The organism is Massilia solisilvae (assembly GCF_024753215.1).
Classification (GTDB): Bacteria; Pseudomonadota; Gammaproteobacteria; order Burkholderiales; family Burkholderiaceae_D; genus Telluria; species Telluria solisilvae.
On record NZ_JANUGV010000001.1, the window covers coordinates 1,668,255 to 1,683,941 of the forward strand.

General features: G+C 67.0%; 9 protein-coding genes. 4 read left to right on the top strand and 5 right to left on the bottom strand.

Annotated features, from left to right (window positions below; genetic code table 11):
* Nucleotides 1-40 precede the first annotated feature (40 nt).
* On the bottom strand, nucleotides 41-1,333 hold the full coding sequence (locus NX773_RS07540) for an NCS2 family permease (RefSeq protein ID WP_258855690.1): 1,293 nt from the start codon (nucleotides 1,331-1,333) through the stop codon (nucleotides 41-43).
* Nucleotides 1,334-1,552: 219 nt separating this feature from the next.
* Between NX773_RS07540 and NX773_RS07545 the strand changes: the two genes are divergently transcribed.
* Nucleotides 1,553-2,746 (top strand): hypothetical protein, encoded by a 1,194-nt coding sequence (locus NX773_RS07545; protein WP_258855691.1) that lies wholly within the window; start codon nucleotides 1,553-1,555, stop codon nucleotides 2,744-2,746.
* Nucleotides 2,747-3,164: 418 nt separating this feature from the next.
* Nucleotides 3,165-5,789: an FAD-dependent oxidoreductase gene (locus tag NX773_RS07550; protein WP_258855692.1), complete on the top strand. Its 2,625-nt coding sequence runs from the start codon at nucleotides 3,165-3,167 to the stop codon at nucleotides 5,787-5,789.
* 139 nt (nucleotides 5,790-5,928) lie between these two features.
* Here NX773_RS07550 and NX773_RS23515 read toward each other — a convergent pair whose 3' ends face one another.
* The 4 genes from NX773_RS23515 to NX773_RS07575 form a co-directional block, all read right to left on the bottom strand.
* Nucleotides 5,929-7,581 carry a methyl-accepting chemotaxis protein gene (locus NX773_RS23515; RefSeq protein WP_307728447.1) on the bottom strand — a complete coding sequence of 551 codons (1,653 nt, stop codon included), beginning with the start codon at nucleotides 7,579-7,581 and terminating at the stop codon, nucleotides 5,929-5,931.
* A 249-nt stretch (nucleotides 7,582-7,830) separates the two neighbouring features.
* Nucleotides 7,831-9,219 (bottom strand): FAD-binding oxidoreductase, encoded by a 1,389-nt coding sequence (locus NX773_RS07565; RefSeq protein ID WP_258855693.1) that lies wholly within the window; start codon nucleotides 9,217-9,219, stop codon nucleotides 7,831-7,833.
* Nucleotides 9,220-9,483: 264 nt separating this feature from the next.
* A complete protein-coding gene (locus NX773_RS07570) occupies nucleotides 9,484-9,822 on the bottom strand; it encodes a KGG domain-containing protein (protein WP_258855694.1) in 339 nt (112 codons plus the stop codon).
* A 178-nt stretch (nucleotides 9,823-10,000) separates the two neighbouring features.
* A complete protein-coding gene (locus NX773_RS07575; protein ID WP_258855695.1) occupies nucleotides 10,001-11,107 on the bottom strand; it encodes a mechanosensitive ion channel family protein in 1,107 nt (368 codons plus the stop codon).
* Nucleotides 11,108-11,268: 161 nt separating this feature from the next.
* Between NX773_RS07575 and NX773_RS07580 the strand changes: the two genes are divergently transcribed.
* Entirely contained in the window at nucleotides 11,269-15,267 is a 3,999-nt protein-coding gene (locus tag NX773_RS07580; RefSeq protein WP_258855696.1) for a PAS domain S-box protein, read from the top strand.
* Entirely contained in the window at nucleotides 15,264-15,686 is a 423-nt protein-coding gene (locus tag NX773_RS07585) for an NUDIX hydrolase (RefSeq protein WP_258855697.1), read from the top strand. The genes NX773_RS07580 and NX773_RS07585 overlap by 4 nt, the downstream gene beginning before the upstream one ends.
* The last annotated feature ends 1 nt before the right edge of the window (nucleotide 15,687 follow it).

The window sequence follows — 15,687 nt, forward strand, 5'->3', positions numbered from 1 at the left end:
CCCGAAAGACGAGCCGGCGCGACCGCCGGCGATGCCTTTGTCAGGTGCCGATGTAGACGATCTTGAAAGCGAACAGCGCGGCGATCACCCAAATCACGGGCTTGACTTCGCGTGCGCGGCCGGTCAGCAGCTTGAGCACCGCGTAGGTGATGAAGCCGAATGCGATGCCTTCCGCGATCGAATACGTGAATGGCATCAGGAGCGCGGTGATCGCGGCCGGAATGCTCTCGGTGGTGTCCGCCCACTCGATGTCGACCAGGTCGCGCAGCATCAGGCAGGCCACGAACAGCAGGGCAGGCGCGGTGGCATACGCCGGCACCACGCCGGCCAGCGGCGCGATGAACAGGGCGGCCAGGAACAGCACCGCAACCGTCAGGGCGGTCAGGCCCGTGCGCCCGCCAGCTTGCACGCCGGCCGCGCTTTCGATGTAGGCGGTGGTGCTGGAGGTGCCGAGCATCGAGCCGGCGAGGATCGCAGCGCTGTCGGCCAGCAACGCCTTGTTCAGGCGGTCCATCTTGCCCTCGACGAGCAGGCCGGCACGGCTGGCCACGCCCATCAGCGTGCCGGTGGCGTCGAACAGTTCGACCAGGAAGAACACAAGCACCACGTTCAGGATGCCGCTGGACAGGGCGCCCGCGATATCGAGCTTGAGCAGGGTCGGGGTGATCGACGGCGGCGCCGAGAACACGCCATGGAAGGTGTTCCCGCCGAAGAAGAACGAGAGCACGGTCACGACGATGATGCCGATCAGGATGGCGCCCTTCACGCGCAGCTTGTCCAGGGTGACGATCAGGAAGAAGCCGAGGATTGCCATGATGGCCTCGCTCTTGTGCAAATCACCGGCCTTCACCAGCGTGGGTTCGCTGCCGACCACGATGCCGGCGCTCTTTAACGCGATCAGCGCCAGGAACAGGCCAATGCCCACCGTGATGGCGGTGCGCAGCGACTTGGGGATGCCGGCCACGATCATGCCGCGCAGGCCCAGCGCCGTGACCAGGATGAACAGGCAGCCCGACACGAACACCGCGCCCAGCGCCGCCGGCCACGCGATGCCCATGCCCAGGACCACTGCAAACGCAAAGTAGGCATTCAGGCCCATGCCGGGCGCCATGGCGATCGGGTAGTTCGCGTACAGGGCCATCACGGCCGATCCCAGCGCCGACACGAGGCAGGTGGCGACGAATACGGCGTCTTTGGGCATACCGGCCGTGCCCAGGATCGACGGGTTGACGAAGATGATGTACGCCATCGTCAGGAAGGTGGTCAGGCCGGCGATCAGTTCGGTGCGGACGTTGGTGCCGTTCTCTTTGAGTTTGAACAGGTTTTCGAGCATGGTAGCGATTCTTTTGTGGATGGGCGGCCGCGCCCGGCGCGATGACGAAAGCATAACATCGTTTCACCATCGCATTGTCCGGCGGCGGCGCGTGCCGGGATTCTACCTGCTGGCCCTTGAAAGTTCGACAAAGCGGCGAAAAATTTCTCGGTTTTGCCGGCCGAACCCCCGCGAGGGGGATTTGATACCATGTCGGTTTGATCAACCTGTCGTCTTCCCATGCCCCGAAACAAGCGTCCCCTGCCGAGAAAGTCCAACAACACGCCGCAGCCCAATCCCGACGCGCAGCTGCGCGAGCTGTCGATGCTCGCGCTCACCGTCATCGAGCGCGGCGAGGCCGGCACGGATAGTCCGCGCGAGGAGGAGCTGCTGACCCTGGTGCGGCGCGCGTTGCGCCGCAAGCATGACGAGGTGCTGTATGGCGCCGTCGAATTCACCAAGCTGTCGGACCCCGACGCCTGCCGCTACCTGCGCGACCGTATCGAAGAGGAGGCGGCCAGCCAGCGGATCCGCCGCGAAGGCGCGCCCGAGCTCGAAATCGACGCGTTTCTGGTGCCGCTGTTCGTGCGCAGCATCGGCGGGCTGAAGCAAGACCAGGTGTTCCAGGACGAGGCCGCGTTCGATGAGCTGGTGCGCAGCTTCAAGCGCGATGGCCTGGAAAGCGAGCAGGCCAGCGTGGTGCTGGTGCGCCACCTGTACGACCTGGAGGGCGTGAACGCGATCACCTACGGCACGCTGCACGAGATCGTGCGCGAGGCCGCCGGCTCGATGACGTCGAAGAAGCCCACCCCGGTGCCGCTGCTGGAAGCGTCCATGCGCGGCTGGAGCGGCGAGGACTTTGCGCCGGACGACGAGGCGATGGAGCTGCGCTTCCTGTTCGGCTTTTCGCTCAAGCGCGCCGATGATCCGTTCTACGAGGTGCCGGAAGACGAGGCGGGCAGCGAAGCGTATTTCGACGCGCGCATGGAACGTTACCGCGCCTGGACCCAGCGGGCCGCGCCGCTGCTCAAGCGCTGCTTTTCGTCCCGTCCAGAGGCCCTGGAGGTCAACTTCCTGTACCAGGACCTGTTTTTCGGCGCGCGCGCGCAAGGCGCGGATGAGCTGGCAATGCTGGTGTCGCTGGCCGAGGTCAACCATGTGCTGGGCAAGCACGCCCTGGCGCTGGAAGATGCGCGTGCCGTGGTCGCCGTGCTCGATGGCGGCGAGAACGCGCTGCTGCGCACCAACCTGTATCGCGGCGACGAACTGGTTGGCACGCTGGATCGCCCGATCGACTTGTCGGCGGACCTGGGTGAAGAGCTCGACACGATGTGCGAGGCGCTGCTGTCGTTCGGTGTTGGCGTGGTCGAGACGGCGGCCGACTTCACCGAGGAAGGCCAGCCCGAAGGCGCCGAGCGGTTCGCGTCCGCCTGAGTCCTCCGCCTGCCCGCAGCTTTTGATGGGCACGATTCCCATTCGCGTCGTCCCGGCCTTCGCCGGGACGACGCGTGTCTTGATGTTCCTTTCCGCTTCGCGCGTACGCGCGCGCCCGCGCACGCTTGCGCACATGATGAGTTTTCGTAGTGTTTTTTCTTGAATCGCTGTAGGACTGGGCCGACATTTGCCTTCCGGCCTAGGCGGTCTCTCCTATGAAACGCCTGTTGGCGGTACATACATTCCATTTCCAAAGAGAAAAATTTCGATGTATAAATGAAAATCTTAGAAAAGTAGCATGTTACGATTTCCGGGTCTGGCGTGGTTCGGCCAGGTGCCACAAGCCCTCGTGCCGACGACCCGCGCAGCAACTCCCAGATCAATCAAAACAGCCACAAAGGCGAAAGGAAAACTGAACATGCCGACCCTGATCGTGTTTTGCCACCTGCGTTGGGATTTTGTGTTCCAGCGCCCACAGCACTTGATGACGCGCCTGGCGGAACACTACCAAATCCTGTTTGTCGAGGAACCGGTGTATCACGAGGGCCAGGCACACCTGAAAAAAACGGCCGTTGCGCCGAACATGACGGTGTGCCAGCCGCATACCGCGATCCACGCCCCGGGCTTCCACGACGACCAGATCCCGACCCTGCAGAATCTGCTGGCGGACCTGGTGCCCGAGGGCGAACAACCCGTCGTCTGGTTCTACACCCCGATGGCCCTGCCGCTGCTGCAAGGGCTGCACCCCGCGCTGGTCGTCTATGACTGCATGGACGAACTGGCTGCGTTCAAGAATTCGCCGAAACAGCTGCTGCAGCGCGAGACCGCGTTGCTGAACATCGCCGACCTGGTCTTCACCGGCGGCCCGAGCCTGTACGAGGCCAAGAAGGAACGCCACAACAACGCGCACTGCTTCCCGAGCAGTGTCGATGCCGCCCACTTCCGCAAGGCGCTCGACCGCGCCAGCAGCCATCCCAGCCAGGAACCGTATGCCGGGCCGCGCCTGGGCTTCTACGGCGTGATCGACGAGCGTTTCGATACCGAGCTTGTCAAGGCCATGGCCGAGGCGCATCCGGAATGGAACATCGTGCTGGTCGGTCCTGTGGTGAAGATCGACCCGGCCGCGCTGCCGCGCGCCAGGAACATCCACTACCTCGGCCAGCAGGACTACAAGGCCCTGCCTCAGTTCCTGGCGGGCTGGGACGTATGCCTGCTGCCGTTCGCTTTGAACGAATCGACGAAGTTCATCAGCCCGACCAAGGTGCTCGAGTACATGGCGGCCGAGCTGCCGGTGGTGTCCACCCCGATTACCGACGTCAAGGTGCCGTATGGCGACGTGGTGGCGGTTGCCGAGACGCCTGAGCAATTCATCACCGCCTGTGAGCGCGCACTGGCCGCGTCCAGCGAGCAGAAGACCGCCATGGCGCGGCGCATGCGCGAGATCGTCGCCCGCACCTCGTGGGACAACACGGCAACGAACATGCACAAGCTGATCCAGGCCACGGCGCCGGGCAACAAGGCGCACCGGCTGGTGGCGCACGGCGGCGATGCCGGTGCGCAGGTGAACCCGCTGCCGGTGCAGGCGGCGCAGAAGTCGTCGTACCGCAATGTGATCATTGGCGGCGGCCCGACCGGCCTGTCGGCGGCCTACCACCTGGGCGCGGACACCGTGCTGCTGGAGCGTAACCAGACCATCGGCGGCTGGTGCCGCTCGATCGAGGACAACGGCTTCACCTTCGATTACGCCGGCCACATCATGTTCTCGAACGACCCCTACGTGCTGAAGATGTACGAAGTGCTGCTGGGCGACAACGTGCACTGGCAGAACCGCGAGGCCTGGGTGTACAGCAAGGGCGTTTACACCCGCTACCCGTTCCAGGGCGCGCTGTACGGCTTGCCGCCGACGGTCATTACCGAGTGCGTGATGGGGGCGATCGAAGCGCGCTATGGCGTGGACGAGGCGGCCGAAGCGCTCGATGCAACGCAGATCGAGGATTGCTGCGCCGACGGCACCACCGACGTGTGCAACACCGACAAGTCGGTCAAGGGGCAGGTGCGCAATTTCGAGCAGTTCATCTACAAGGTCTGGGGCAAGGGCATCGCCAAGCACTTCGCGATTCCCTACAACCGCAAGATCTGGACCGTGCCGCTGACCGAGATGGAAACCTCGTGGCTCGGCGGGCGGGTGCCGCTGCCGAACCTGGAGGAAATCATTTCCGGCGCGCTGGAGCCGGTGGCCAAGCCGATGGGACCGAATGCGCGCTTCGGCTACCCGAAGAAGGGCGGCTTCCAGGCGCTGATGGACGGCTTCAAGCCGCACATCAAGGGAAAAGTCGAGACCAATGCCGACGTCGTGCAGGTGCTGCCGCGCGAGCACGTGGTGGCGCTGGCCGACGGCCGCCGCTTCCGCTACGACAACCTGGTCTCGACCATGCCCTTGCCGGAGCTGGTCAAGCTGATCGGCGACGAGGCGCCGGAAGAGGTACGCGCCGCGGCCAAGGGCCTGCGCCATGTGTCGATCCGTTGCGTGAACATCGGCATCGACCGCGTGGCGACCGACAAGCACTGGATCTACTATCCGGAAGACACGATCTTCCACCGCATCTTCGTGCAGGGCAATGCCAGCCCGCAGTGCAACCCGCCGGGCGGCTTCGGCTTTACGTGCGAGATCTCGTACTCGCCATACAAGCCGCTGCCGGTCGATGGCGACGAGCTGATCGCACGCGCGATCGAGGACTGCCGCAAGGTAGGCATGATCCAGCCGGGCGACAAGATCCTGGCCGCCAACCAGGTGGACATGCCGATTGCTTACGTGTTGTATGACCACAACCGGGCAACGAACGTGGAGACCTGCAAGGCCTGGCTGAAACAGTTCGACATTACCCTGGCTGGCCGCTACAGCGAGTGGGAGTACTACAACTCGGATCACGCCCTGCTGGCTGGCAAGAAGGCGGCCGACACCGTGCTGGCACTGCAGGCCGCCGCCGACGCGGCGCAGGCATCGGTGGCGCCGCAGCAGGGGCAGCAAGCGCAGGCCGAGTAAGAAGGCGGGTGCGGGCTTCTGGCCCGCAGGCGGTAGTTGAACGCGTAGGCAGGAGACCTGCCCACCCTACCGGTTGCCGCCTTCCGTAGGGTAGGCAGATTCGGTCAACGCGTTCAATCAGCCTCGCCGAGGCGCCGCCTCAAACCGTTTCCCATTCCTCTGCCTGCAGCGCCAGGCGCGGAGCGGTTGCCGGCTGCTCCACGCTCAGATTGCGCTGCGCCTGGCCCCCTTGCGCGTCGATCCGGAACACCTTCACCAGTTCGGCCAGCTTGGCTGCCTGTTCCTGCATCGCTTCGGCCGCGGCTGCGGCTTCCTCGACCAGCGAGGCATTCTGCTGCGTGGTCTGGTCCATCTGCGCGATGGCCTGGTTGACCTGCTCGATGCCGGACGTCTGCTCGTAGCTGGCAGTCGTGATCTCGCCCATGATGGCGGTCACGCGCTCGACGCTGGTCACGACCTCGTGCATCGTTGCGCCGGCCTGGTCCACCAGCCTGGTGCCGGCTTCCACCTTGCCCACCGAGTCGTCGATCAGTTGCTTGATTTCCTTGGCGGCCGCTGCCGAGCGTTGCGCGAGCGTGCGCACTTCGCCTGCCACGACCGCAAAGCCGCGGCCCTGTTCACCGGCGCGCGCCGCTTCCACGGCCGCGTTCAGGGCCAGGATGTTGGTCTGGAATGCGATGCCGTCGATCACCCCGATGATGTCCACGATCTTGCGTGCCGACGTGTTGATCGAGCCCATGGTCTCCACCACCTGGCCCACCACCGCGCCGCCCTTGGTCGCCACGGCCGATGCGCTGCCCGCCAGCATGTTGGCTTGCTGGGCGTTGTCGGCGTTCTGCTTCACGGTCGAGGTCAGTTCCTCCATCGACGAGGCGGTCTCCTCGAGCGAGCTGGCCTGTTCCTCGGTGCGCGACGACAGGTCCAGGTTACCCGCGGCGATCTGGGCCGAGACGGACGCAATCGCGTCGGTGCCGCTGCGTACCTGCCCGACGATGGCCGCGAGGCTGTCGCGCATGCTCTTCATGGCGAACAGCAGGCTGCTGTTGTCGCCGGGCCGCAGGGTGATCTCGGTCACCAGGTCGCCCGCGGCAATGCGTTCGGCGATGGCCGCCGCATGTGCCGGTTCGCCGCCCAGCTGGCGCGTCAGCAGGCGCGTCATGGTGACGCCCATGATGATGCCGGCGCCCAGCCCGCACAGCACCAGCACCAGCATCGTGGTGCGGCTGGTGGCGTACAGGTCGGCACTGGCCTGGGCCACGCGCGCGGCGTTGGTCTCCTTCAGCCGGCTCAGTTCGCCCAAGGTTTCGGTCACGGGAGCCAGCGTGGTCGAATAGGTGCCAAACAGGAAGGCGATGGTGTCGCCGCCTGTCTGCAGCGGCTCGGCGCGGATGCGCTTGACCAGTTCATCGGCCAGCGGCAGGTAGGCCTGCAGCTGGTTGTCCAGCCCCCCGAGCAGTGCCTTGCCACGCTCGGTGACGAACAGCGGCCGGGCCTGCGCCAGGTTCTGCTGCAGCAGGTCGCGTTGCTTCTGTGCATCCTCGAGGTATTGGCTGCGCAGCTGCTCGGTCGGCGCCAGCAGCGCATTGCGCAGCGCGCGCCCCAGGTTGGTCAGGCTCAGGTTGGCGTCCTTGATCCTTGATACGCCCACCAGTTCCTGTTTGTAGATGACTTCGGATTGCTCGTTGATCTTGCCCATGTTGCGAATACCGATGCCGGCAACCACGGCGCCAACCAGGGCGACGACGACGAAACCAAACAGCAGTCTGGTGCTGATCTTCACATCTTTGAACAATTTTTTCTCCAGCAGAAAAGCAAACGGGTGTACCGGGGCGGCACGGCCGCGAAGCGAGCGCTTCGCCAAGTGCGATGAGGGATCGTCGTGGCGCAGCGCCGGGCGGCGCCGCGAATTCAACCAGGTCAAGAATACGGGGCTCACATTACGTTGTGCTTACGGCGCTGTCACACGCGCAACGGACCATGCAACACAGTTATGCAATTGTTCACGTGGCTGCCGCGCGCGCCCCGCGGCGCCGGGTGCGCTTCATGCCGCGGGCGCGATATTCTGGTTCTGTCGGAACAGGTTGTGCGGGTCGTAGCGTTGCTTGATGGCCTTGAGCCGCGCATAGTTGCCGCCGTACGCGGCAGCGATGCGGCTGCCTTCGTCCTGGGTCATGAAGTTGATGTACACGCCGGTGCTGGCGTAGGGCGCGGTCTCGGCAAAGAAGGCGCGCGCCCAGCTGATGCAAGCATCGTCCTCGCCCGGCTCGGTCCAGCGGCCGTGCACGTTCATCACGTACAGCGCGTCGCGATGCGGGTAGGCGATGGCGTCGGCGGCCAGGCGCGATGCCTGCCCGCCGAGCAGGCCGAGAAAGATTTCCGTATGGGCCGACGGCAGCGCGCCGGCATGGCGCACCACGGTGTCGATGGCCTCGTCGCCCAGGTCGGCGAAGTTGTGCGACTTCCAATAATTGCGTGCGCCCGGCGCCAGCAGCGGATCGAAGATGCGCTGCCAGGCCACGTAGGGCATTGCGCCGGCCATCTCGCCATGCGGGTTGCCGAATGCGCGCACCAGGTTCAGTTCCGCGCTCACTTCGTCCGGGGGCAGCGGCGAGAAGAATGCCATGACGACAACCTCGCTGCCGTGCACGTTCTCCGGCAGGAAGGGCAGGGGCGGGGCCTTGCGCAGCACGGCCCACACGCTGACGTCGTCGCCAAGCTGGGGCACCAGGTTGCGGTAGCGCGTCAGCACCTGGCGCGCCTGGTCGAACGGGAACACGATCAGCGCGGCAGTCACCAGCGGCCCGACCGCGTGCAGGGCGAACTCGAAAGTGGTGACGACGCCGAAATTGCCGCCGCCACCGCGGATCGCCCAGAACAGGTCGGGGTGCTCGGTTGGGTTGGTGCGCAGCAGCTCGCCGCCGGCGGTGACGATCTCGGCCGACAGCAGGTTGTCGGCGCTGAGCCCGTACTTGCGGCTCAACCAGCCAAAGCCGCCGCCGAGCGTGAGCCCGGCCACCCCGGTCGTCGAGTTGATGCCCAGCGGCGTAGCCAGGCCAAACGACTGCGTCTCGTGGTCGACGTCGGCCAGCAGCGCGCCGCCCTGCACGTAGGCACGCCGCGCGCTGCTGTCCACGTGCACGGCGCGCATGCGCGACAAATCGATCACGAGCCCGCCGTCGCACAGCGCATTGCCTGCGATGTTGTGGCCGCCGCCGCGCACGGCCAGTCGGAAGCCGTTGTCGCGCGCAAAGGCCAATGCGGCGCGCACGTCGGCGCTGTCGGCGCAGCGCACGATCAGCGCCGGGTGCTTGTCGATCATGGCGTTCCAGATCTGGCGCGCACTGTCGTAGCCGGCGTCGGTGCCTTGCAGCAGATCGCCGCGCAATTGCCCACGCAAGCCATCAATGGCAGTTTCCTGTAACGTGTTCATCATCCCCTCCTGTGGCTGGCGCGCGTTTCGCACCAACGGTGCGACAGTATCGCGCTGCGCGCCACGCAATTCGATGCGCGGGCCTTCGGTACTGAGGCCCGAAGCGCCAACTTTGAGAGGGATCATGGATGCATGCGATGTTCGGACGGCCGCGCAACAGAATCGGCGGCCGGACGCAAAAAAGCCGGCGCGGGCAACCGTATTCCAGTGTGCCCGCGCCGGCGTTCTTCAGGCGTCCTCAACGGGCGCCGTCAGGGATGGCGATCAGCGACGGCCGCCGTGGCCGCCGTTGTTGTTGCCGCCGCCTTGGTTGCCGGCATTGTTGCCGCCGCCCGAGCGCGAGCCCGAGTTGCTGCCGCTTTGCTGGTTGCCGTCGTTTTTGTGCGACTGGCGGCCGGCTTCGCGTGCTTCTTCCGAATTGAACTCGTGGGCGTGGCCCGAAGCGTGTGCTGCGCGGCCGCCTTCCGAAGCGATCTCACGCTGCTTTTGCGGATCCATTGAGGCAAAACCGCGGTTGCTGTTGCCGCCGCTCTGGTTGTTGCCGCCGTTACCACCCTGGTTGTTACCACCTTGGTTGTTACCGCCCTGGTTGTTCGATGCCATGATCGTTCTCCTTAATCGAATCGTTCGAATGGATTACTGCGTCCCCTGCCGGATCAGTGTCAACTGACAGGCCGATCGGGGAGAGGCGAGGCCATCTTAAGCGGGGCAAGGGTAGGACAGAATAGGACAGGGCAGGGCAGCCTTGTAGGATGAGTCCGGCTAACTTGCGCAGAGAAATCTAATGCCTCATCGCACGGTCGGACACCGGCGCGACAGGCGCGGGGCCGGCGCGCGCGCCGATGTCGCCGGGCTGCCGGTCGAACACGCGCACGATCGACATGGGATGCGCGAACTGGATATGTTCCTGTTCGAAGCGCCGGTAGAGCGCCAGAAAGATTTCCTGTTGCGTGTCCAGGTGCGCGAACCAGTCCGGGCTGCGAAACACGTACACCACTTCGTAGTTGAGCGACCATTCGCCGTAGGACATGAAGTGGCAATGCTCGAAGTCCACCGGATGGGCGCCGACGATGTCGCGGATGATGGCCGGCACCGCGCGCAGCTTTTCCTCCGGCGTGCCGTAGGCAACGCGCACGGTGAAGGCAACGCGGCGCCGTTCCAGCCGCTTGTGGTTGTGGATGCGGCTCTTGAGCAGGTCGCCGTTGGAGAACACCACCTCCTCGCCGCCCAGGCCGCGCACGCGGGTGGTCTTCAGGCCGATGTGTTCGACCCAGCCGAGGACGTCGCCGACGATGATGAAGTCGCCCAGCTCGAACGGCTTGTCGAGCATGATCGACAGCGACGCGAACAGGTCGCCCAAAATGTTCTGCACCGCCAGCGCCACCGCGACGCCACCGATGCCCAGGCTGGCCACCAGGGTGGTGATGTTAAAGCCGAGATTGTCGAGCACCATCAGGAACGCGACGACCCACAGCGCCAGGCGCAGCACGAAGCACAGCACTGCGCTGGAGGCGCGCCGCCCGCCGTCGCCGGGCGCGCCGTTGCGATAGCGGTCGCGCCAGGCGCGCAGGCCGACGTCGCCCCACACTGCCGCTTGCAGCAGCAAGGCGGTGATCGCGATCCGGGTGAGGATCAGCGCCGGGTGCGCGCGGACCGCCAGGAACTGCGCGCCGATGTAGACGCTGACGGCCAGGATCGCGAACGCGTGGGTGGACGCCAGCACGGCGACGACCAGGTCGTCCAGCCTGGACTCGGTGCGCCCGGCCAGCTTGCGCAGCCGACACAGCATGTAGTAGCGCAGCGCGTACAGCACCGTCATCGTGACGGCGCCGGCCAGCAGGGCGGCGCTCCAGCGTTCGATTGAATTACCCCACAACACAAAATCCATGCGGACCCCGACGGTGTCAGCCTTTTGAAGGGGCATAGTGTGCGGCGATCCCGCGGCCGGGGTGCGCACAATTGACATTCGGAAGGGCCGCGCATACATTGCCTTTAGTGCATCGAATATGCCAGCCGCGGGCCATGATTGCCGACATTCAAACAAGAATCTTGCTCGTCGACGACCAGCCTGCCAACCTGACCGTCCTGGCGACGGTCCTTGCCGACCTGGGACCGCAACTGGTGGCGGTCGATTCCGGCGAAAAGGCGCTGCGCGCATTGCTCGAGCACGAGTTCGCGCTGGTGCTGCTGGATCTGCGCATGCCCACCATGGACGGGTTCGAAACCGCGCGCCTGATCCGCGAACATCCGCGCACCCGCTCGGTGCCGATCATCTTCATGACCGCCGCCGAGGAGCCGGCGTTCCCGGTGGACGAAGCCTACGCGCTGGGCGCGGTCGACTACCTGACCAAGCCGGTCAACCCGGCGGTGCTGCGCGCCAAGGTCTCGGTGTTCGTCGACCTGTTCCGCAAGAACGCGGAACTGGCACGCCTGATGACCCGGCAGCATCAGGACGCACTCAGGAAGCGCGACCAGCGCTTGCGCCTGATTCTCGACAATGTCCGCGACTACGCTTTCATCGGCACCGACGTGGAGCGCCGCGTGACCGAATGGGAAGGCGGGGCAGCGGCGATCACCGGCTGGCGCGCGCAGGAGGCGATCGGGCGCAGCGCCGACATGTTGTTCGACGCGCAGGAACGCCAGGCCGGGGCGCCGGAAGACGAAGCGCGCCGCGCGCTCGAGAACGGGAATGCCCAGGACCGGCGCTGGCACCTGCGGCGCGACGGCAGCCGGTTCTGGGCCGACGGCGTGATGGTGGCGCTACGCGACGAACGCGGCGGGCTGCGCGGCTTTGCCAAGATCCTGCGCGACGCCACCGCCGAGCGCCTGGCCGCCGAGCGGCTGGCGCAGAGCGAAAAGCAGCTGGGCGAGAGCATGGAGCGCTTCGCGCTGCTGCTCGAATCGGCGGGCGAGGCGATCATCGGCCTGGGCATGGACGGCACCTGCACCTTCATGAACGCGGCCGGCGCGGCCATGCTCGGCTACCGGCCGGGCGAGCTGCTGGACACCAACGTGCACGCCCGCATCCACCACCATCGCGAGGACGGCTCGCCCTATCCGCCGCAAGCGTGCCCGATCCTGGACGCGGTGCGCAACGAGCGCGTGCTGCGCGGCGAGGACGTGTTCTGGCGCACCGACGGCAGCATGGTGCCGGTGGCGTTCTCGGTGCACCCGATGATCGTGGGCGGGCGCGCCACCGGGGCGGTGCTCACGTTTACCGACATCACGGGGCGCCGCCTAGCCGAGGCCGAGCGCGAGCGACTGAACCGCGAACTGCGCACCGCCAACGACCGGATGATCGACATCTTCTACCGCGCGCCGGCGTTCATGGCGGTGATGCGCGGGCCGGAGCACGTGTTCGAGATGGTCAACGAGCGCTACCTCGCGCTGATCGGCGCGCGCGAGGTGATCGGGCGCCCGGTGCGCGCGGCGCTGCCCGAGGTGGAAGGCCAGGGCTTGTTCGAGCCGCTCGAGCAGGTGTACCGCACGGGCGAAGCCTACGAGGGCAGCAACGTGCGCATGCTGCTGCAGCCGGCCGGCGCCGGCGACCGGCTGGAGGAGCACTTCGTCGATTTCATTTACATGGCCCTGCGCGAGCCGGACGGCAGCATCGCCGGCGTGCTGGTGCATGGCGTGGACGTGAGCGAGCGCACCCGGGTCAACCTGCTGGCGGTCGGCCAGCGCGGCGCGCTCGAGCTGGCGGTGACCGATGCGCCGCTGGCGGACGTGCTGGACGTGCTGGCGCACACCGCCGAGGACTATGCCGGCGGCGCCGCGCTGGCGGCAGTGCAGCTGGCCGAGCCGGACGGCGTGCACCTGCGTCACGCGGCCGCGCCATCGCTGCCTGCACGCCTGCGCGAGGCGTTCGATCGCCTGCCGGTGGCGCCGCTGTCCGGCAGCAGCGGCGCGGCGGCCTGGCGCGCCGAGCCGGTGGTGAGCGCCGACATCGACACCGATCCGCTCTGGGAGTCCCTGCGCGAGGTGGCGCGCGAACACGGCCTGCGCGCCGCGCACTCGGTGCCGATCCTGGCGCCGTCGGGCGCGGTGCTGGGCACCTTCAGCTGGTACTTCCGCGAGCACGGCGAACGGCCTGCGCACGAAACCGAGGCGATGGCGCTGCTGGCCAACACGGCGTCGCTGGTGCTCGGGCAGCGTCACGAGGCGCAGGAACGGCAGGCGGCCGAGGAGCGCTCGCGCAACATCCTGGAGAGCATGAGCGAAGGCTTCCTTGCGCTGGACCGCGAATGGCGCGTGACTTACGCGAACCGCGCGGCCGAGGAGGTGGCGCAGATGAGCCGCGAAGAGATGGCCGGCGCCGTGTTCTGGGAGCTGTTCCCGCACGTGCGCGGCACTGTGCGCGAGCAGGCCTACCGGCGCACGGCGGCCGAGCGGGTGCGCACGCGCATCGAGGCCTACCTCGACCCGCACGGCCGCTGGTTCGAGATCAACAGCTTTCCCACGCCGGACGGCGGCATCGCGCTGTACTTTCGGGACGAAACCGAAAGGCGCCGGGCGGAAGAGGACATCCGGCGCCTGGCCGCGCTGGCCGACCAGTCGTCCGACTTCATCGGCCTGTTCACGCCGGACGCGGGCGGGATTTACCTCAACCCGGCCGGACGCGCGCTGGCCGGCCTGGCGCGCGACGCCAACATCGAGGCCTGGCGCCTGCTCGACTTCGTGGCGCAGGACAGCCGTGACTTCTTCCGGCACGAGGTGCTGACCGCACTGACCGGCCCCGCCGCCCAGTGGGAGGGCGAGCTGCGCTTTGCGCGCGCCGGCGGCGGCGGCACCTTCCCGGTCTATTTCAAGGGCTTCGTGGTGCGCGATGCGGCTGGCCACCACCTCGGCATGGCCACCATCACGCGCGACATCACCGGCCAGAAGGCGGCCGAGGACGAGCTGCGGCGTGTCGCGGCGGACTTGTCCGAGGCCGACCACCGCAAGAGCGAGTTCCTGGCCACGCTCGCGCATGAGCTCAGGAATCCGCTGGCGCCGATCCGCACGGGCCTGGATCTGTTGCGCATTGGCGGCGGCAACGCGGAGACGGCCGAGCGCGTGCACGACATGATGGAGCGCCAGCTCGGGCACCTGATCCACCTGGTGGACGACCTGCTCGACATCGCCCGCATCACGCGCGGCAAGATCGAGCTGAAGAAGGAGCCGGTGGACCTGCGCGCGGTCGTCGCCACCGCGCTCGAAACCAGCGCCGCCATGATCGAGGGCAGCGGGCACACGCTGTCGGTGCAGCTGCCCGACGAGCCCCTGATGCTGGCGGCCGACGTCACGCGGCTGGTGCAGGTGCTGTCCAACCTGCTCAACAACGCAGCCAAGTACACGCCCGCCGGCGGCCATGTCGGGCTCAAGGCCTGGCGCGAGGATGGGCAGGCGGTGATCGAGGTGTCCGACAGCGGCGTGGGCATTCCGCCGGAGGCGCTGGGCGCCGTGTTCGAGATGTTCACCCAGGTGCGCGGCAGCGTCGATCGTGCCCAGGGCGGGCTGGGCATCGGGCTGTCGCTGGTGCGCCGGCTGGTCGAGTTGCATGGCGGCCAGGTGAGCGCAGCCAGCGCCGGACGCGGCAAGGGCAGCACGTTCACGGTGCGCCTGCCGCTGCGCCAGGCACAGGCCGGCGCCGCCGGCGCGGCCGCGTCGCCGGCCGGCCACGAACGGGATGCGCGGCCGCTGCGGGTGCTGGTGGTGGACGACAACGCCGACGCCGCCGAGAGCCTGGCCGAACTGCTGGGGCTGTTGGGGCACACGGTGCGCGTCGCGCACGACGGTCCGCAGGGCTACCAGCTGGCCAGGGAGTTCCTGCCGGACCTGGTGTTCCTGGACATTGGCCTGCCCGGCATGTCCGGGCACGAAGTAGCGCGCGCGATCCGCCGCACCAGCGGCCTCGAGCACGTGGTGCTGATCGCGCTCACCGGCTGGGGCGCGGCGCGCGACATGGCGCGCTCGCACGAGGCGGGCTTTGACCAGCACCTGACCAAGCCGGTCAGCTTTGAAGCGCTGGAGCAGGCCTTTGCCGCGGCCTGGGAGGCGCGCCGGTGAGCGCCGGCGTGTCGTGCGGCGTGCTGGTGGTGAGCCCGCGGCGCGAGCTGCTGCTGTGCCACGTCACGCACACCGCAAAATGGGACATCCCCAAGGGCATGCGCGACGCGCACGAAAGCACGCTGGAGGCGGCCATGCGCGAGCTGTACGAGGAAGCCGGGATCGCGTTCGCGCCGGCGCGCTTCGAGGACCTGGGCGAGTTCGCCTACCGGCCGGCCAAGCGCCTGCACCTGTACAAGGTGGCGGCGCAGGACACGCTGGAGAGCCTGGAGCAACTGGCCTGCACCAGCTTCTTTCCGCACCGCGTCACCGGCAAGCCGACGCCGGAGGTCGATGCGTTCCGCTGGGCCGGGCGCGGCGAGATCGCGGCGCTGTGCTGGCCGCGCATGGCGCAGGTGCTGCTGTCGCTCGACTGGTAGT